General features: G+C 37.4%; 14 protein-coding genes and 3 pseudogenes. 13 read left to right on the top strand and 4 right to left on the bottom strand.

Going from position 1 to position 19,347, the window contains the following annotated elements:
* Nucleotides 1–75 precede the first annotated feature (75 nt).
* Nucleotides 76–192, top strand: coding sequence for a photosystem II reaction center protein I (locus tag F6K23_RS14970; RefSeq protein ID WP_124145587.1), 117 nt, complete (start codon nt 76–78; stop codon nt 190–192).
* Nucleotides 193–510: 318 nt separating this feature from the next.
* Complete coding sequence (locus F6K23_RS14975) at nt 511–3,162, top strand: DUF3769 domain-containing protein (protein WP_293156700.1); 2,652 nt, start codon at nt 511–513, stop codon at nt 3,160–3,162.
* A gap of 713 nt (nt 3,163–3,875) precedes the next feature.
* Here the strand turns inward: F6K23_RS14975 and argC are convergent.
* Nucleotides 3,876–4,934, bottom strand: a complete 1,059-nt coding sequence (gene argC / locus F6K23_RS14980; RefSeq protein WP_293156703.1) for an N-acetyl-gamma-glutamyl-phosphate reductase — start codon at nt 4,932–4,934, stop codon at nt 3,876–3,878.
* A 349-nt stretch (nt 4,935–5,283) separates the two neighbouring features.
* Between argC and hemB the strand changes: the two are divergent.
* Both hemB and F6K23_RS14990 read left to right on the top strand, forming a co-directional pair.
* Nucleotides 5,284–5,999: pseudogene (gene hemB / locus F6K23_RS14985) on the top strand (porphobilinogen synthase); the annotation flags it as partial.
* 396 nt (nt 6,000–6,395) lie between these two features.
* A pseudogene (locus tag F6K23_RS14990) lies at nt 6,396–6,554 on the top strand (porphobilinogen synthase); the annotation flags it as partial.
* A 112-nt stretch (nt 6,555–6,666) separates the two neighbouring features.
* Here F6K23_RS14990 and F6K23_RS14995 read toward each other — a convergent pair.
* Complete coding sequence (locus F6K23_RS14995) at nt 6,667–6,795, bottom strand: hypothetical protein (protein ID WP_293156706.1); 129 nt, start codon at nt 6,793–6,795, stop codon at nt 6,667–6,669.
* Nucleotides 6,796–7,795: 1,000 nt separating this feature from the next.
* Here F6K23_RS14995 and F6K23_RS15000 point away from each other — a divergent pair.
* The 5 genes and pseudogenes from F6K23_RS15000 (at nt 7,796) to F6K23_RS15020 (ending at nt 12,267) form a co-directional block, all read left to right on the top strand.
* Nucleotides 7,796–8,209, top strand: a complete 414-nt coding sequence (locus tag F6K23_RS15000; RefSeq protein ID WP_293156708.1) for an AbrB family transcriptional regulator — start codon at nt 7,796–7,798, stop codon at nt 8,207–8,209.
* A 326-nt stretch (nt 8,210–8,535) separates the two neighbouring features.
* A complete protein-coding gene (locus F6K23_RS15005) occupies nt 8,536–9,114 on the top strand; it encodes an IS607 family transposase (protein ID WP_293156771.1) in 579 nt (192 codons plus the stop codon).
* Nucleotides 9,071–10,150: a transposase gene (locus F6K23_RS15010; RefSeq protein WP_293156711.1), complete on the top strand. Its 1,080-nt coding sequence runs from the start codon at nt 9,071–9,073 to the stop codon at nt 10,148–10,150. Before F6K23_RS15005 ends, F6K23_RS15010 begins: the two co-directional genes overlap by 44 nt.
* Nucleotides 10,151–10,219: 69 nt before the next feature.
* Nucleotides 10,220–10,974, top strand: a pseudogene (locus F6K23_RS15015) (IS5 family transposase); the annotation flags it as partial.
* 810 nt (nt 10,975–11,784) lie between these two features.
* On the top strand, nt 11,785–12,267 hold the full coding sequence (locus F6K23_RS15020) for a TerB family tellurite resistance protein (RefSeq protein ID WP_293156714.1): 483 nt from the start codon (nt 11,785–11,787) through the stop codon (nt 12,265–12,267).
* A gap of 622 nt (nt 12,268–12,889) precedes the next feature.
* Here the strand turns inward: F6K23_RS15020 and F6K23_RS15025 are convergent.
* Nucleotides 12,890–13,441 (bottom strand): 3-isopropylmalate dehydratase, encoded by a 552-nt coding sequence (locus tag F6K23_RS15025; RefSeq protein WP_293156717.1) that lies wholly within the window; start codon nt 13,439–13,441, stop codon nt 12,890–12,892.
* A gap of 550 nt (nt 13,442–13,991) precedes the next feature.
* Here F6K23_RS15025 and F6K23_RS15030 point away from each other — a divergent pair.
* The 4 genes from F6K23_RS15030 to F6K23_RS15045 all read left to right on the top strand — a co-directional run bounded on the left by F6K23_RS15030 (nt 13,992) and on the right by F6K23_RS15045 (nt 18,374).
* Nucleotides 13,992–14,855, top strand: a complete 864-nt coding sequence (locus F6K23_RS15030) for a hypothetical protein (protein ID WP_293156720.1) — start codon at nt 13,992–13,994, stop codon at nt 14,853–14,855.
* A gap of 407 nt (nt 14,856–15,262) precedes the next feature.
* On the top strand, nt 15,263–15,919 hold the full coding sequence (locus F6K23_RS15035) for a hypothetical protein (protein WP_293156723.1): 657 nt from the start codon (nt 15,263–15,265) through the stop codon (nt 15,917–15,919).
* A 13-nt stretch (nt 15,920–15,932) separates the two neighbouring features.
* Nucleotides 15,933–16,055, top strand: a complete 123-nt coding sequence (locus F6K23_RS15040) for a hypothetical protein (RefSeq protein WP_293156726.1) — start codon at nt 15,933–15,935, stop codon at nt 16,053–16,055.
* A gap of 639 nt (nt 16,056–16,694) precedes the next feature.
* Entirely contained in the window at nt 16,695–18,374 is a 1,680-nt protein-coding gene (locus F6K23_RS15045; protein WP_293156730.1) for an AarF/ABC1/UbiB kinase family protein, read from the top strand.
* 747 nt (nt 18,375–19,121) lie between these two features.
* On the opposite strand, the gene F6K23_RS15050 is transcribed toward F6K23_RS15045, so the two are convergent.
* On the bottom strand, nt 19,122–19,347 hold a 226-nt coding region (locus tag F6K23_RS15050), incomplete at its 5' end, for a hypothetical protein (RefSeq protein WP_293156733.1).

Genomic DNA, 19,347 nt, shown 5'->3' on the forward strand with positions numbered 1-19,347 from the left:
TTTAGATATGATAAGAAAGTTGTAGATTTTTCATAATCAATATCAATTTTTCACATCCTGGGAGAAAACTAATAGATGCTAACTCTAAAAATAGTCGTTAATATTGTCGTCCTCTTCTTTGTTGCATTATTCATTTTTGGATTCTTGTCCAACGATCCTGCTCGTAACCCTAGTGGTCGAGATATGGAGTAATAAAATCTCTATATTTTTAGAGACTGAGTAAAAACTTGCACCAAGATTTCAGTCAGCCTGGAAGTCCACTAATCTGATTAAGTGTTATATTCCAGGCTAGTTTTTGACATAATTTATAAAATATGATATGTAAAATCAAATTCAGTGAGTAACTGAATAATATATCTATTACCCTAAAGAGTAGAAAAAAGTAATCTCCAGGCCAAGCTAATTAGATTTTTACTCTTGAATTGATAAATATTCTGTAAAAGTTCTAACTCTTAAGTTTATGATCGACTCCGATCTTTAACCTTTGAGCTTAATGTTTCTATCTGAAATATGTCCTATCCTCTGCCCCCACCAGAACTACCTCCAATAGTCGAAACCCTCCCTTCACAAACAGTAACCCAATCTGTTATACAATCACGACAGGAAGTATATAGCCCAGTGCCAAAATCAAACCAGGGGACTGAGGAAATCATACTGTCTGTAAAAAGCACCTTCTCAGGACAAGAATTCAGACAAACCGTATTGTACAAAATTCCTAAAATTAAATCCACCTTTGACCCTGTTAGTCTAGTAAGTCCAATTCATACCACCTCAGCAAGTCTTGGACCACCTGTAGAAATAGACATATCATCAGCAGAGAAAATTTCTACTATCGAAAACCAAATTAATTTAGATAGAAAACTAACATTCTCCTCTACCTCCTTCTCAAATTTCTCCGAATATACAACCAGAAAACAAGAAGAACAAACAAGCAAACAAGCAAACTTATATAACCCCAACAGTAGAGAAATATTACAAAGTTTCAGTGAAAATACCGCAAGTACCAGAAAAAAAATAACCACCTCAGAATTTTTCAGTCAACCAGAGCAACTAGAAACACAAACACAAAAACAAACACTTAAAATAGGCCAAACAATAGAAGATAGCTCCCCAGAATTACCCAATCTTCCCCAAGAGCAACAACCTATAGACCAGCCAGATGTCCCAGAATCAAAAGAAGAAGAAACACCCATTCCCATAGCAGATCCAGAATCTCAAACCCAAGAGTCAAACGAAGAAACAGAAAATAAACAACCTATTACAGTACCCTTGCCAGCAGATGTAGTAGAAGTAACAGCAGAGCGTCAAGAATATGACGACCAACGGCGACTAATTACAGCAGAAGGTAAAGTAATAGTGCGATTTAGTCAAGGACTCGTTAACGCAGACAAAGTACAAATTAACTTAACAACTCGTCAACTCCTAGCTACAGGAAATGCTGTTTTTACTCAGGGACAACAAGTATTGCTAGGAGAACGCATGGAATATAACTTTACCCTAGACAAAGGAGTAATAGAACAAGCAAGTGGAATTATATTCGTCGGTAACGCCGAAGAAATATCCTCATCATCCCTACCCACCACAGAAGGAGTAGGAGCATTACAAGCAACATCATTAAGCGATCGCATCAGTGCTACTCAACCACCAACAAATGTAAAAGCAACTGAAGGCACAAAAGTTACATTTGAACCCAAACTAGAAGCACCCGAACAAGCGGGAACAGTTAATAGACTGCGCTTTGAAGCAGACCGCCTCAACTTATTAGGTGCAGGCACTTGGGAAGCAACAAATCTCCGACTCACCAACGATCCATTCTCACCCCCAGAAGTAGAATTAAGAAGCGAGCGTGCAACACTCAAACCCCTATCACCCTTTCAAGATGAACTAATCACCAAAAAAGCACGGTTAGTATTCGACAACCGCTTTAGTTTACCACTATTTCGCGAACGAACAATCATTGACCGTAACCAAAGAGACCCCCTACCAATTCAAATTGGTTATGACCAAGATGATAGAGGAGGATTATTTGTAGAAACCACATTTGAACCCCCACTTCAAATACCATTTCAAGTCAGACTAACTCCCCAATATTACTTAGAAAGAGCATTTTTAGGAGATGAAGGCGACTCCCCCATAGATGATAACGTCTTTGGTCTCAAAGCTTCAATCAACGGCTCCATAACCCCCACAACTCAACTAGAAGGACGAGCCACATTTCTCACCTTCAAAGACTTTCCCGACCTAGAAGAAGACGACTTTCGGGGAAGCATTAGACTAAGACAGTTATACCAAGGTTACAACTTAACAGGAGAATATAGTTATCGCGATCGCCTATTCAATGGCAGCTTAGGATTTCAAACAGTTCACAGCAGCGCAGGTGTAGTCCTTACCTCCCCCCTAATACCAGTAGGAGAAACCGGTGCCCAACTAAGTTTTCAGACAGGTTATCAAACTGTCAATGCTAGAACAGACCGTCGGGAATTATTAACAGACCTCCAACCATTTGAACCCCTACCCGATGAAAATGATGAAAATGATGACGACGATGCTAAAGCACGAGCTGACCTTGGTCGTTTCCAGAGCGTAGTCTCTCTAAGATACCCACTAACTATCTGGAGTGGAGAAGCATTGCCAGCTACCCCCACCGAAGGCTTGAGATATACCAGCAAACCAGTAGTTCCATTTGTACAAATGGTCTTAGGACTTACTGGTGCTACTAGCCTTTATAGTAACGATGACGACCAATCTTATCTTCGTGGCAGTCTTGGGTTTACTGGTCAGTTTGGACATTTTTCCAGAGACTTTTTTGATTATACTGGGTTCAACTTAACTTATAGCCAGACAGGTCTGAGTGGTCAGTCTCCTTTCTTCTTTGACCGCGTTGAAGATACAAATGTTCTCTTATTTGGTCTTGTCCAACAGATTTATAAAGGCTTTCGGGTTGGCTATCAAAGTGGAATCAACATAGAAAATGGTGATATTCTCGACGATCGTATCACATTAGAATATAGTCGTCGTACTTATGGAGTCGTATTAACTTTTAGTCCCAGACGACAAACTGGTACATTTAGCCTCCGGATCAGTGACTTCAACTGGCAAGGTGGTACAACTCCTTTCTCAGGAGAAGATATTCGACCCGTAGGTGGGGGTGTGGTTCGCTAATTATGAGGAGTCAGGAGTCATTTCAGTTATCAGTTAGCCTCCTCCGGAGGAACTGCGTTAACAGTACCTCTGCGTGTTTGCGCAGCATTCCGCAGGAAAGTATTGGGATTGAAATATTGAACTTTAATTGTCTTGGTCGATTGGATATGGCGAGGAAACTTCGCCATCCCTCGACCGCTTTTTCATACCCTTAAAAGGGCAGACTTGAGACCTGATTTTTTGGTCAGGAGGAGATAGAATCACAAAGATTTATATCATGTCCGGTAGCATCGTTTGTGTATAAAATCATTGAAGCCATTCATTCTGACTCCTGACTCCTGAATCCTAAGAAATATCCTAGCTATTTGTAGCAAATATTTATCAATTTGGTATAAATCATCAATTATTTCCCCCTACTCCCTACTCCCCACTCCCTCTTTTCCGGAGAGGTCTAATAAATTTCTCCCTGTTCCCTATTCAAAGTTTGAGCCTAGAAGTCAGCAGTTAGGTTAGTAGATGGCATAACACCACTAAAAACTAACTAATATAATGTTCGGATAATTACTTATAATAAAATTTTTGTTTGTAGTTGGGCTTTAGCCCAGAAAATACTTACTATTAGGGCTAAAGTCACACTACGAGCCTAATTATAACTGTTCTACCGAACATGATATAACTGCCAAGAACAAGTTTGGGTATGGATAGATAGAAAACAAAAATATGATACTATTTATTTAAGGATAAAAACTTAACTGAGGTAATCCCAGAGTTTCTTCCCAACCCATCATCAGATTCATACACTGAATACCCTGACCAGCTTGACCTTTAATCAAATTATCAATAGCTGACATAATAATCACTCTATCAGTACGGTGATCCACCTCAATACCAAGATAACAGAGATTAGTGCCACAAGCCCATTTAGTTTTAGGATAAGTACCACTAGGTAATACTTTCACCCAAGGGCAATTACGATAAAAAGCATTATAAATAGTCAGCAAATCTTCTCGCACTAACCCAGGGTCTCGCAGAGTACCATAAACTGTAGCTAATATTCCCCGCACCATTGGCATCAAATGGGGAGTAAATTGCACCTTCACATCATAACCAGCCAAATTACCACAAATCTGTTCAATCTCTGGAGTATGTCGATGACTAGCTACTCCATAAGCACCAATAGAATTATCCGCCTCAGCAAGTAACATATTAATAGCTGCTTTGCGACCACCTCCAGAAGTCCCCGACTTCGCATCAATAATAGCAGTGTCCGGTACTATCAAACCCTGTTTAAATAGTGGAGAAAGTGCTAAAAGACTAGCCGTGACATAGCAACCAGGACAACCTATAAGTTGAGCATTAGCAATGCGATCGCGATACAATTCTGGTAAACCGTAGACAGCCGTAGCAGCTATTTTTTTGTCTGTACGTTCTCCACCATACCAAGATTGATAAGTTTCTAGATTAGAAAATCGATAGTCAGCCGATAAGTCCAAGACTTTACACCCCTTCTCCAATAAAGTTGGTGCCATCTTCCAAGCTAAACCATTGGGAAGAGAAAGGAAGACTACCTGACATTTACTAGCTATCTTGTCCAAATCTATTGGCTCTACAATTAAATCTACAGAATGCTCCAAGTGAGGGTAGATAGAAAAAAAAGGTTTCCCCGCACTGCTGTCACCCCCCAAGTAAACAACCTCAGCCTTTGGATGATCCTCAAGCAGCTTAACAAGTTGCACCCCGCCATAGCCGGAAGCACCTACAATTCCTATTGGCACAGGTGCCGATTCATTCATAATATTAACTCCTAAGTAATTTTAGTAGCAAAAATTTTAACTTTTGCTGCATTTTAGTACTAAATTTTAATTTTGGTGATATTTAACGTTTTGTTTTATAGTTCTTGTTTTTTTGAGCATTGGGAAGATAGGTTGTAAAAAATTTTGAATTATATCAAATTTTATTAATTAGTGATGTGATTAGGATCAATTGGCCATACTAAATATAAAGAATTGTTATTTGAGTATTAAATTTTAGATCGAGATACCATAAACTTTTTCTTAGTAAATAATAAAGAATATGTTTCCAGTACATCGCCCTCCTCGTCTTCGTAACCATCCCCAGCTACGTCGTATGGTATGAGAAAACATTGTTAACACTAACGATCTAATCTATCCTCTTTTTGCTGTACCAGGAGAAAGTGTAGCCAACGAAGTGAAATCAATGCCTGGCATCTATCAACTATCAATAGACAAAATAGTTGAAGAAGCTAAGGAAGTATATGATTTAGGGATTCCCGCGATCATATTGTTTGGCATTCCTGATGATAAAGATATTTAAGCGACAGGAGCTTGGCATGACTGTGGTATCGTCCAAAAAGCTACAACGGCAGTCAAAGAAGTAGTGCCAGATTTATTAGTAGTTGTAGATACTTGTTTGTGTGAATATACTAACCATGGCCACTGTGGTTATTTAGAAGTAGGAGATTCGACAGGTCGTGTATTAAACGACCCTACCTTAGAATTGCTGAAAAAAACAGCCGTTTCTCAAGCTCAAGCAGGTATGGTTTTGTACAAGCAATTAGAACGGGTTTAGACCAAGCAGGATTTAAAAACATTCCAATTTTATCTTATGCTGCTAAATACGCTTCCTCCTACTATAGACCGTTTCGAGATGCTGCTGAGTCTGCTCCTCAATTTGGCGATCGCCGAACCCGAACCTATCAAATAGACCCAGAAAACGGTAGAGAAGCTCTCAAAGAGATTCAGCTTGATATTGCTGAAGGAGCAGATATGTTGATGGTGAAACCTGCTTTAGCTTATATGGATATTATTTGGCGAGTTAAGGAAGCAACTAATTTGCCGAATTATTAATAATTAATAATTAATAATTAAATAATTATGGTTTAAAGCCTCCCCTTGGATAGGGGAAAAAAGCGGTCGAGGGATGGCGCGATTCGGAGCGGCTCTGTCAAGAGCTAGTCCCCTCGCCATATCCAATCGACCAAGACAGCGGTCGTTTGCTTCGCAACGCTGACGCGAAACGCGACAGCGGAACGGAGTTCTCTCTTCGCAGCTTCCCCGTTGGGTGGGATGGCGCGATTCGGAGCGGCTCTGATAAGAGCGGGTCTCGGAGCTGGCCGACCATCGACCAAGAAAAGAAATAATATCTCCTTATATTCAATTCCGTAACGGTTAAAACCCGAGGTAATTATCAATTATCCATGATCAATTATCAATTAATGAACAGTAGCAGCTTACAACCTCTCTGGAGAATATTCTATGATTAAAGCTGCTGCACTAAATGGCTGGATCGATGAACAAAAAGTAGTGATGGAAACTATGACAAGTTTTAAACGTGCTGGTAGCGATTTAATCTTAACCTACCACGCCAAAGATCTTGCTAGATGGCTTCAATAGGTAAAGAATGGTTATCTATAAGATCAAGCTGTGATTAATACTCAATTTTGTCAATACTCTATAAAACCCATTTGGTATCTTTGCACGCGGTATGTGCTTTTAGCTGCGGTCTTCAGGTAGAGTCGTCGTTGGTAGGACAAGTTATAGGACTTGTGAAGTCAGGAGATTCAGAAATAGAATGGGGGAAAAAGGTAGAAAAATGCTCCCATCTCCCATCTCCCCATAAATAGATAGATCTCAAATGGGTTCTATGGAACCCATTTGGTATCATATCATGTCCGCTGATATCGTTTGTGTAAAAGTTAGCGTGAATATCTACAGGAAATTTAAGTTTTTTTCTTGCTCTTAAGCCTTCCTGCCTATTGCCTGTTGCCTACCTTTGCTATATAATACCGATGCTACCGGACATGATATCATGTCCGTTTAATAGCGATCAGGAAAAAACGGCTTCTCTATCTTCGACGGCAAATATCTTTAATTATCACTACTGCTTAAATCTCTACTACCTTATTTATAAATATTCAATCGTAAATTATACGATATCTATATCATTACCATTAGCAAGTCTTTTAAGTATTAGTTTTGATGAAAAAATCAGCCATCAAATTTAATTTTCTCATATTGCCCAACTCAAATCTCCCTTACTCCAGACTTTGATTAAAAAAAACTTAATATTGACAAAAATACCAATGAGTTCTATAAGAAAATCACTACATCCACCAATTAACACGATCGCCTAACTGCTACCTATTAAAATTGTTATCAATAAATACAATTTTAGCAAATATTTTAAATTACTATTTAAAGTTAGGCCATAACTTTGTAGAGAAAATTCCAGATATCCAGATACCTAGAATGACAGATTCATTTTCAAAAAATCCGGCTGGTAATTTAAACAAACTGATTAGATAACTTACCTTATATCTGTTTATATCCGTAACATTTTTTTTTCCTCCTCCCTCCTGAAATAATTTTGTACAAAAATAATCCTAATAGAACCTAATAGAACCTAATAAAATAAGAACTCTTGAAAATTAGGAGAGAATTTCAGAGTAACAAGAACACTTAAGTTCCACAGTATGGAAATCTAGATGATCTACTCAAATATTAGTGGCCTTAAGGCTTAGTAAAATTTTTTTTTGCACAATTGATAAATTTCAGGATATATTTTTAATAAGCCTAACAATTTTCAGTAAAATTGATTTACTATATTACAAAGAGAAGGAGAATTATTAAGAACTATGGTTGAAAATCCAGAAACTCCATTAACGGGAAAAACTTTACTTCAAAAGGTAAAAGAATTTGCTCACTTACCACGAAGGGAAACTGCTAAACGTTGTGGATATTACACAGTTACAAAAAATGAAGAAACTCGTGTTAATCTCACAGATTTTTATGATGCAGTTCTAGCAGCAAAAGGAGTTGATTTAGATCCTGACGGTAGTAAAGATGGGCGTGGTAGAGAACCAACTTATCGAGTTAGCGTTCATAGAAATGGCCAAATTGTCATAGGAGCAACTTATACTACATCTATGGGATTAAAACCAGGAGATGAATTTGAAATAAAGCTAGGATACAAACACATTCATTTAATTCAAGTAGAAGATGAGAAGGTCGATGAGACTAATGGTAATGGCTCACAGATAGAAGAATAAATGGAATGGAGAAGCCGAGGAATTGTAATTGACTAGGATTTGGAGATTAATTTTACCTCTAAAATAATTACCTAGTTAATATATAAATATTGTCATAATTCCCGGATTCTCCCTAATTTATTCTTTCTCTAGAGGTAAAAATTGAAATAAAAAATGTATATTTTTAGTTGACTCTGCAAATAACCTGACTAATTGGGAGCAATAATAGTTTCCCAAAAACCTTGTCAAACCTTTCTATAAGTGCTAATATATAGTCAGTAAAGTTTGATAAGGTATGAAAAAATATGTCACGCCATGCATAGGCGGCAGGGTATTATGGTGTCAACATCAGCACCCTTAGGCGATGGGATAATGAAGGAAAGCTTGATAGCATCAGAACTCCAGGAAACCAGCGACGATTCTGCATTGATGAAGAAAATCCCAAAAGTAAGCCAGTTATCGCTTATGCAAGAGTCTCTAGTCATAGCCAACGAGATGACCTTGACCGACAAATTGAGTTTCTACGCGCAAAGTACCCAAACGCTGAACTTGTTTGTGAAATTGGAAGTGGGCTCAATTTTAAACGGCGTAAATTCCTCAAAATATTGGAACGAATATGTGCAAGTGATATCTCAACACTTGTCGTCGCTTACGCCGATAGAGCAGTTCGATTTGGATTCCCACTTATTGAATGGTTATGTCAGCAAAATGGGGTCAAGCTCCTGGTTCTCAACCAGAGAAACTTATCTCCAGAGGCAGAACTCGTTGAAGATATCTTGTCCATCCTCCATTGCTTTAGTGCAAGGCTTTACGGACTCAGAAAATACCAAAAGCAAGTCAGTAAAGCGATTCAAGACAAAACCTCGGAACCAGACCCGGAAGTTGACACCAAACAGTGTCAGGAAGCTCAGGGTATTTCCATCTAACAAACTGCATAAAGTCTGGAAACGTTGGATTAGTGCTTATCGTTGGATATACAATTGGACGATTGCCCAACTCAGAGACGGCAGCAAAGCAAGTGCTTACGATTTGCAAAAGTTAGCTCGCGATGCAGAACGTCCAGATTGGGTTAAAGAATTGCCTGGACATCAATTACAAGAAGCGGTCGCTGATGCTGTAGATGCTCACAAACAAGCTATGGCTAATGGTGGTATAGCAAACTTTAAATCTTGCCGTCAACCCTCTCAAGTAATCAAGTTCAAAGCTGGTGACTACAAGAAAAACTACTGGTATCCCACCAAGGTGAAGGGATTGACCTATCGCTCACCAGAGGGTTTTCCTGCTGAATGTAGTTATGGTACCCAATTGGTTTTTGAGCGGGGAAAATGGTATGGTATTTTCCCAGAGTATAAACAACCTATTCCCACCTCACGATCAAAAGTTATTGCTCTTGACCCTGGAGTGCGTACCTTTTTAACGGGATTTGACTCGGAAAAGATTGTTGAGTTCGGTAACGGCGATATGGGTAAAATTCAAAGGCTTTGTTCCCATTTAGATAATTTAATGAGTCGCATTGACTTAAGCGTGGTGAAACGTCAACGACGAGCAATGCGTAAAGCAAGTTATCGCATTAGGGAAAGAATTCAAAGCTTAGTTAAGGATTTGCACAATAAAGTAGCACAATTTCTTGTAAACCACTACAAAATCATCTTTATGCCGACATTTGCTACTTCAGAAATGGTAGTCAAATCCGGTCGAAAACTAAATAAACGCACGGCTCGAAATATGCTCTCATGGAGTCATTATAAGTTTCAGCAGCATTTAATTCAGATGGCTAATCGACATAATGTTTTAGTAGTATTGTGTAATGAATCCTACACTTCAAAAACTTGCCCTGAATGCGGTCATGTTCACAAGCAACTAGGTGGAAATAAACGGTTTCATTGCCCGAAATGTGGCTATAGTGCCCATAGGGATTGGAACGGCGCTCGTAATATTATGTTGCGAGCTTTGCAGGACTAGGCGAACAGCCATCACTTTGATCGGTGATGCTATACAGATTCAAGGTGAATAGCTTTGAGTAGGTTAAATGTTGCACTAGAGTTACCAGTCCCAGACCACAGTACTTTTTCTCGTCGCTTGGGTAAATTGAACATAGAAATACCAGTAATTCCAGCAACAGAAGCAATTCACCTGGTGGTAGATTCGACGGGAGTCAAAGTTTATGGGAGTTGGTGAGTGGAAAACAAGAGTTCATGGAGTAGGTAAACGTCGTACATGGCGTAAGTTGCATCTAGGTGTGAATGAGGCAACAGGGCAAATATTAACTGCAGTGGTTAGTACCAACGATGTCAGTGACGACCAAGTATTTTGCCAACCCCCGATCTGGGAATAGAAAGCAAGATAGGTCAAGTGTCAGGTGATGGAGTCTATGACAAACGCAAGTGCTACTCCGCAGCTAGTCACAGAGGAGCCAAACCAACCATACCACCCCGTAAAAATGCAGTCATCTGGCATCATGGTAATTGCAATAGTCCACCTCATCCTAGGGACGAGAACCTCAGAGAGATTCGCATCTGTGGAGGTAAAAAGCGAGTGCTTAATTCGCCGTCGCACGGCGAATGTAAGAAGCACTCAAGACAGTGGAAACGTGAGAGTGGATATCACCGACGTTCTCGCTTCACAAACAACTATGTTTAGCGGCTCAAGTAATATTTGGAGGTAAGTTACGACGACGGAAATTCCACAATCAGGCAGTGGAATTGTTCGTAGAATGTGCCATACTTAATCGTATGATACAGAATTGTCAGCCAGAAAGCTACAAAGTAGAATTCGCTCTTCACTAATTAACTTCTCTTCTGGGGAGGAGTTGCGATCGCCTGTTCATGCAACAAAGCCTTAATTAGGTATAAAAATATTCTCCATCTTCACCATTGCCAAATCTTTATAACTGCTTTTCCTCCTATACGTCGCTCTACCGATAGCTCCCCTACCTGACTCGATCCTCCTACGTTCAAAAGATTTTATACCGATGCTACCGGATTTGATATTACTCCTGATAGTAAGGGCAGCGATCGCATAGATAAGTAGATATATTGGTAGTGGTGCATTGTAATTTTTTCGGTAACGGTATAGCAAGCATTTCAGCCACGATTCACCATTACTATACAGGACTACCCGCAAACAGGAGGAATGAGCGATGAGGAATTACAGAGGATATAGTCGGAACAATTGTTCTGAGATTTTTCTGCCCTTGTCTGCTAAAAATCTTGACATTTTCAGCTTAAGGGAGCAAAAACCTTGCACTTTTTCAGTACACGCCTTGGCTAATATCTTTATATATCAATGCTTTTAGATTTAATCAGCAAGCCCTAAATAGGTCTATCCTCACCCATGACAATATCCACCAGTATGTCTGTCCAGTTTTAAGTTGAACAAACGCATATCACCACAACTATTCTCGTTTCTAGTTCATAAGGGCTGGCGGTTGTTGGCCTCGCTCTACCCAAGTCCGTCTCATCAATGGATGAAGGCCAATAGTATGGTGGGACTTTTCGCAAATTCAGTTAAAAATTGTCAACGATTGGATAATAATTGCTGAGTTAATGATAGGTTAAAACTTTAGCTATGAATAGCCAAAAATTGAGGAAAAATCTATGGCAGTGCAACCACCTCCACCTCCATCTATTACTCCACGCCAGATGAATTTGTTGCGGATTGTTGCTTATATGGCATGGTCTGACGGACAACTGGCACAAGAAGAAGTGGACTTAATGTTAAATCGATTTAGTAGTCTTTTTGCTACAGGAGATCAGCAGCAACAACTTCAGGAAGAATTAAGGGATTATTTCATGCAAAATATCCCATTAGGGGAGTCAATTCCTAAATTAGAATCCCAACAAGAACGGGAACTGGTGCTAAAGTTGGGTTACGAAGTAATTGCTTGTAGTGCTCGTACTCCTGAAGAACCAAATATTAATGAAGATGAAGAAGCTGCTTATGAAAATTTAAAGCAATTGCTGAATCTTCCAGGTGATATAGTGGAGCGTATAGAAACTGAGGTAAAAACTGAACTGAGTAACCAAGAGGGAATAGTTGAGATGATGACTCGTGGTTTACAGGAATTTATGCAAAATTAATGGATTGATGGTCAATGTAGCAACTCATCTATTGTTGCTTTTTCCCTCTTTATACTTTTTCTATAATAGAAAGTATAAAGAGGGTATGTTTTAGTTTATTTTGCTAAATTGAAAAGTCAAATTATTGCTATAATTGAAGCTTGAGAATTTGAGAATATCTTAAGCAAATTTAAGAATGTATAGCAGAAGGAATAAAGAAGAAGGAAGAAGAAAAAAATAATTCTCTGAGATAAAATAATTGGCAATCCTGCAACCGTAATGGTATTGATTGAACTTGGGACAAATTACCTCAGCTCCAATTAAAAGAAAGCGGTCGAGGGATGGTGTTAGCAGAGCGGCTCTGTCAAGAGTGGGTTTCTTCGCCATATCCAATCAACCAAGAGAGAGGATATATTTCGGTTTCTTTCCTACTCACAGTTTTTTCCACTCCCCATCTCCCCATTTCCCTATCTTCTCATCTCCCTCTACCATTACTATGCACCACTACCAAATAATTTAATTTTAGACTGGTACTTTCTGAAGATTTAGCTTACAAAAAATGCAAAAGTACACAACTAAAAATTATCGAAAAATTGAACAGTAAAAAGGAGAGATTAGTTTCTCTCCTATTGAAAATAACAATTTAACTTGGTTTTTGGGAAATCATACCTGTTTGACGCGCATAGGCAAAAAGACCACCAGCATCAATGACAGGTTTTACTTCTCCTAAAGACTTCAATTGATAAGTCATACCAAGAGTATGATTGGTTAACTGATTTTCTTCAAAATCAATAGTAACTTCCTGACCAGTTTCAAATAACTCACATAGGCGATCAACAGACTCCCAAGGATATAACTCCCCAGTGGCTGAACAATTGCGAAAAAAGATGCGAGCATAAGATTGAGACACTACTGCTTGGACACCAGAAGCACCCAAGGCGATAGGTGCGTGTTCCCGCGAAGACCCACAACCAAAGTTTTCTCCAGCCACAATGATTGGATAGTGAGTTTTCATTTCTCCCGGTGAGATAAACTTACCGTAGCGATCGGGCAACCCACATAGAGCATAACTGCCTAACTTTTCATATTCATCTATCTTGGAAGGAACCAAAGTCAGGTACTCGGCGGGAATAATTTGGTCGGTATCAATATTGTCATCTACTACAAATATTTTGCCACTTAGGGATTGGCCCATAGTCAATTTCCTGTTTTCCCTCTATTGCTGTCGCAAATTATAACATAATACCAATTTTATGTGAGGCTGCACAGAATTAGGTAGTAGGTGTTTAGTATTATACCAATTTTATGTGAAGTGGCACAGAATTATGAAATTTATTAATTTGTCTATCTCGATCTAAAGTCAACCCTGATCGAGATATTATTCTATGCAGCTTAGAAATGAATTTGGTATAAGATTCTCAACTTTAATAACTAATACTGTCTGACTTCCTAAAAAGTGATAATTCTGTTCCTATCTACTCTTAAGAGAAAGGTATAAAATTATTGATATTTGATTTGATTTGATTGCTTTATTTTCGGTATTATAGTGATTTTAACATAGATAAACTAAAGTATAAAAATGTTTTTGCTACTCCCTACTCCCTGCTCCCTAAACAAAAATAATCTTGTAGTCTACTTAAATGAAAAGCGCTGTAAGTGTGAAGTTTGACCAAGAAAGTTTAGATCGATTAAAAATCATATTTAATTATCTGAGCTAACTATTAAATAAATTGCAGTAACTACCAATGACAGATCGAATTAACGATATATTTATACAAGCACGTCAAGGAAGTGTGGCAGCTATTATTCAAGTTCTTAATCAACAGCTTGCTACATTAGATGTAAGAATTAGAGCTATATTTTCTGATGGTGTTTTACAACTTTTATGTGAAGCACCCCAGATTGAACAATTGGAACAGTCTAACCTTGTACAGCAAGTTAAGCATATTCTCGAAGACATCTCACCTCGTAATATCCGAAAAGTAAATATTAATAGTAGAATTGTCCAAGAACAGCAATTACTATGGCTGGATGAAATTACTAAAGACCCAAAAGATAAGTTGCTCTGGTCTCAACAAATTACTTTGGCTAGGCCCAATATTGTTAAACAAATAGCACGTCATTTTCAGACAAGTAAGCCTAAACCAACCCCCATATATCTATCTAAAAGTGTCGATCGCGCTCAAATGCAAAAGCAAAATCAATTCCAACTGGGCATGATGGGTGGTTTTTTTCTAAGTCTTTTAATGCTAGTTTTGGGCATCCAAGTTAATAAATGGCTAAACTTTTCTAGGTTAGATAGAATATCAACTACAGAAAATACAACCTTACAGTCTTCCGACCCCACTATTAAAAATTCAGAGGATACTATAGCTGAGTCGAAAGAAGCTTTTGCTCAAGCGGTGCGACTTGCTCAAGAAGCTGCTGCTGATGGTAAAGTAGCTCAGTCTCAGGAGGAGTGGATAGCGATCGCCTCCAAATGGCAACAGGCATCACAACTAATGGCCTCTGTTTCTCCAAATTACTCACGCTATGATGTGGCAGTCAATAGGGCTGAACTTTATCAAAAATACAGCGATATAGCTAAACAAGAAGCGAACAAAATATAAGAAATTATCTATTTATTTCTGTATCATTTGTATCATTTTTTTACCAAATTCAAAAAATTACTCGACATCTCATAGTGGAAGCAAGAAAGAAGAAAGAAGAAAGAAGAAGGCAGAAGGAAAAATATTGCGTTGTCTGAGTTTTAAGCTTTTGATATGTCCGCGCCCTTTCCTTCAACTGCTATATCTCTTAACTCCTGACTCCTGACTTCGGACTCCTCTCTATCTAGATGAAATTGGTCTTAATTTACCCATCTTCCGGAATTTTCGTTTCCCAGTTACCAGATAGCTTCCGTTGAAAGTCCCCGTGTTTTAACTGGGGGATGAAAACGAGCCAGTCGTTTAGACTAGACAACTTTAATTGTCCTGTGCTATTGTAATGGACAATCAGTTTTCCAACGCCTTTTTAAATGTACTGTTGTCAACAAGTTTTAGTAGGTAAAAATCCTGAGTTAATTGCAACTTTAACATTCTTATGTAAACAGTCTCACAAGCTAACTAACATGGGAATATATTATGCTCGGCAATTATATTTTAAGTCGAGAAAAGGTATTGGTAAGTTTGACTTAGAAAAGGTCTACAAAAACAACAATCACTATAAAGTTTTACATTCTCAAGCAGCACAACAAGTATTGAGGACTGTAGCTGAATCATTTAGGTCTTATTATGGTCTTATTATTGCCTATAGTTCAGGTAAAATAACAAACAGACCCAGAATACCTAACTATAGAAAGAAAGGAAAAGGAGGATTATCTACAGTTAGTTATCCGGCTCAAGCATTAAAGCTTAAAGGTAATCAAATTAGAGTACCACTAGGTAATACCTGTAAACGCTGGTTTGGCACTGATAGTTTTTATATCCCCATGGCTAGCAACCTCAATTTTTCTGCTCTCAAGGAACTGATAATTCTACCAATAAATAGATGTTTTTACTATGAATTTGTCTATCAAAAAGAATTAGTTAAGCCTCAATTAAATCAAGAAAATGTATTGGGAATAGACCACGGTGTCAATAATTGGTTGACCTGTTTATCTAATGTAGGTACTAGCGCGGGTTGTAGATGGTAAACATCTCAAATCAATGAATCGTTGGTACAACAAACAAGTATCAACCATTAAAGAAAATCAACCTCAAGAATTTTGGTCAAATAAACTAGCTGCCATGACAGAAAAGCGTAACCGCAAAATCCGATTTGGGTATTAATAAAGCAGCCAGGATAGTAATTAATCATTGCGCACAAAAATCATATTGGTACAATTGTTTTTGGTTGGAATCAAGGTCAGAAAAATCAAATAGAATTAGGAAAGAAAAGTAATTCATAATTTGTACCAATTCCGACAGCTAGACTCAAAGAAAGAATAGCTCAATTATGTTCTGAATATGGAATAATATTTATAGAAACAACAAGAGAGTTATACAAGTATTGCTTCATTTTTAGATGGTGATAATCTGCCTATTTATGGTGAAAAACCCAATGATCGGAAACCATCAGGAAAAAGAATAAAGCGATGCAGCGCCGCCAAAGGGGGTTTCCCCCATGAGCGACTGCATCAAGACAGCGTGGTTTATATAAAAGTTGTAATAATTGGTTAATTAATGCAGACTGTAATGGGGCTGCAAATATTATCAGAAAAGTAAGCAGAAGGTTAGGTTTAGACTACCGCCGACTGTGTAGGGGCACTTTGACTTGTCCCCAAAGAATATATCTTTGGTCAGAATCATGAGAAACGAAGCAATCAGGATTTATCCTGTTGCGTAGTATCAACTTAGAATCCTCTTGGCTTCAGTCAGGGGAGTAGTCAAAATCAATGGACGGTGGATAGATTTACATAACTTTATAGTATGCTCACTCAAGATGCTTCTAAGTCCCTTCGTTGGCAACGCACTCAATATTCTCCTCTCACCAGAAAAATAGATGTTTTTAGTGCCTTCGGAAAATTTTTTTTCTTTTTATGGTGGGATAATTTATTTCAAAATAAGTCTGCCTCTGTGAGAAAGCTTCGTGCTCAGTGGTTGGTCAAAACTATGCTAGATTTAGGCCCAACTTTTATCAAAATAGGTCAGTCTTTATCCACGCGGGCTGACATATTACCAAAAGAATATGTGGAGGAGTTAGGAAAATTACAAGATCAAGTCCCTTCTTTTGAAACGACCGAAGCGATCGCTATTATTGAGTCTGAACTTGGCAACTCTCTTTATTCTCTCTATCGAGATTTTCAAGAACGTCCCATTGCTGCAGCTAGTCTTGGACAAGTACATAAAGCAAAGTTACAAACGGGTGAGGAAGTTGTAGTTAAGGTACAGCGCCCTGGATTAAAATCTTTATTTGATTTGGACGTAAAGGTGGTCAAAAATGTTATCCGTTTTTGTCAAAAGTATTTTGCCTGGGCTAAGAAGTATGAATTAGATGCTATTTATTATGATTTTTTTAAAATTCTCTATCAAGAAATTGATTATGTGAATGAGGGTAAAAATGCTGACCGTTTTCGGGAAAATTTTAAAGATTATTCGGAAATAATTGTACCTCTTGTTTATTGGAATTATACTACGGAAAAAGTTATTACTCTTGAGTATTTACCGGGAATCAAAATTAACGACAAAGTACGACTAGAAGCTTGTAATATTAATCCAAAAGGGATTAATCAAATAGGAGTTTGTTGTTATTTAAAGCAATTATTATTAGATGGGTTTTTTCAAGCAGACCCTCATCCAGGAAATTTAGCTGTTAGTTTAGATGGTGGTGTGATTTTTTATGATTTTGGCATGATGGCTGAGGTAAGGTCTTTGACGAAAGACCAGATGATTAAAACGTTTTTTGCTATTCTTAGAAAAGATGTTGACCAGGTGCTTAATACTTTGATTACTATTGGTTTAATTGAACCAATGCCGGATATTATGCCTGTAAAAAGATTAGTGAATTTTCTATTGGAAAATTTTACAGATAAACCTGTCGATTTTTATAATTTTGATGAAATTAAGGAAGAACTTTATGTTTTGTTTGAGCAGCAACCATTTAGATTACCTTCCCAAATGATTTTTATTCTGAAGTCTATATCTACTTTAGATGGTATTGCTAGGGAACTCGATCCTGACTATAGTTTGGTTACTTGCGCTCAACCTTTTGTCAAAAGTATTACTGTTGCTCAAGGTAGAGGTAGAGTTGTAGGAGAATTGGCAAAACAAACAAGAGATTTTATTAAGTATAAGTTACAGCAGCCTAGTAAAAGTGAAGTTTTAATCCGTCAATTAGAAACGAAAATTGAAGATGGGGAAATTCAATTTCGAGTTCGGTCTATTGAAAATGATCGATTATTAAAACGAATTAATTTAGCTTTAAAAATTTTGATTTATACTTGTTTTTCTGGTTTTACTTTCCTCTCAGCTTCAGTTTTATTTGTAGGAGGATTTATTAAGGCAGCAATAGTAGTTTGTATATTGTCAGGATTAGGATTTATCTTAGTTTTAAAGTCAGGATTTCAGTTATCTTTCAGAGAAAAATTAGACAAAATGCCAGATAAGTGAATCTTTATATATCTGAATTTTGTGCAGATAAAATAGTTAGCATTCAACGGTCAATTAAATACTTCGACAGAACTAATTTAATATTTTGAGGAGGTAGGCAAGAGGTAATCATTTTTATAGTTTATTCGCAAATACACAAATAATTTTGTCTACCTAATTATTCGCTCAGAGATATTTGACTTTCTATTTTCAGTACTGAGTCCATAATTAATTCTGAGAAAATTAACTAAGACGTTATAGATATTTGACTTTCTATTTTCAGTACTGAGTCCATAATTAATTCTGAGAAAATTAACTAAGACGTTATAGATATTTGACTTTCTATTTTCAGTACTGAGTCCATAATTAATTCTGAGAAAATTAACTAAGACGTTATAGATATTTGACTTTCTATTTTCAGTACTGAGTCCATAATTAATTCTGAGAAAATTAACTAAGACGTTATAGATATTTGACTTTCTATTTTCAGTACTGAGTCCATGATTAATTCTGAGCAAATTAACTCAGACATTATAGATATTTGACTTTCTATTGTGATGAGTGAGTCCATGATTAATTCTGAGGAAATTAACTAAGACGTTATAGATATTTGACTTTCTATTTTCAGTACTGAGTCCATAATTAATTCTCAGTAAATTAACAGGACCTACCCATGCAACTCCCTTAAAAACTCCATATGTAGGAGTGAATGTCATTTTCCCTCACTCGATAAGCGTGTCCGTGCGTAAGTCCTGATTAACTAAGACGTTATAGATATTTGACTTTTCTATTTTCAGTACTGAGTCCATAATTAATTCTGAGTAAATTAACTAAGACGTTATAGATATTTGACTTTCTATTGTGATGAGTGAGTCTCTGATTAATTCTGAGCAAATTAACTAAGACGTTATAGATATTTGACTTTCTATTTTCAGTACTGAGTCCATAATTAATTCTGAGAAAATTAACTAAGACGTTATAGATATTTGACTTT

Source organism: Okeania sp. SIO2C9 (assembly GCF_010672455.1).
GTDB lineage: Bacteria > Cyanobacteriota > Cyanobacteriia > Cyanobacteriales > Microcoleaceae > Okeania.

What these genes read in the sequence shown, in the direction of transcription:
- argC (WP_293156703.1), bottom strand. Translation starts at nt 4,934, where the DNA reads ATGAATGAATCGGCACCTGTGCCAATAGGAATTGTAGGTGCTTCCGGC.
- F6K23_RS15025 (WP_293156717.1), bottom strand. Translation starts at nt 13,441, where the DNA reads ATGGGCCAATCCCTAAGTGGCAAAATATTTGTAGTAGATGACAATATT.
- F6K23_RS15035 (WP_293156723.1), top strand. Translation starts at nt 15,263, where the DNA reads ATGTACTGTTGTCAACAAGTTTTAGTAGGTAAAAATCCTGAGTTAATT.
- F6K23_RS15030 (WP_293156720.1), top strand. Translation starts at nt 13,992, where the DNA reads ATGACAGATCGAATTAACGATATATTTATACAAGCACGTCAAGGAAGT.
- F6K23_RS15040 (WP_293156726.1), top strand. Translation starts at nt 15,933, where the DNA reads ATGAATCGTTGGTACAACAAACAAGTATCAACCATTAAAGAAAATCAA.
- F6K23_RS14975 (WP_293156700.1), top strand. Translation starts at nt 511, where the DNA reads ATGTCCTATCCTCTGCCCCCACCAGAACTACCTCCAATAGTCGAAACC.
- F6K23_RS15020 (WP_293156714.1), top strand. Translation starts at nt 11,785, where the DNA reads ATGGCAGTGCAACCACCTCCACCTCCATCTATTACTCCACGCCAGATG.
- F6K23_RS15000 (WP_293156708.1), top strand. Translation starts at nt 7,796, where the DNA reads ATGGTTGAAAATCCAGAAACTCCATTAACGGGAAAAACTTTACTTCAA.
- F6K23_RS15045 (WP_293156730.1), top strand. Translation starts at nt 16,695, where the DNA reads ATGCTCACTCAAGATGCTTCTAAGTCCCTTCGTTGGCAACGCACTCAA.
- F6K23_RS14970 (WP_124145587.1), top strand. Translation starts at nt 76, where the DNA reads ATGCTAACTCTAAAAATAGTCGTTAATATTGTCGTCCTCTTCTTTGTT.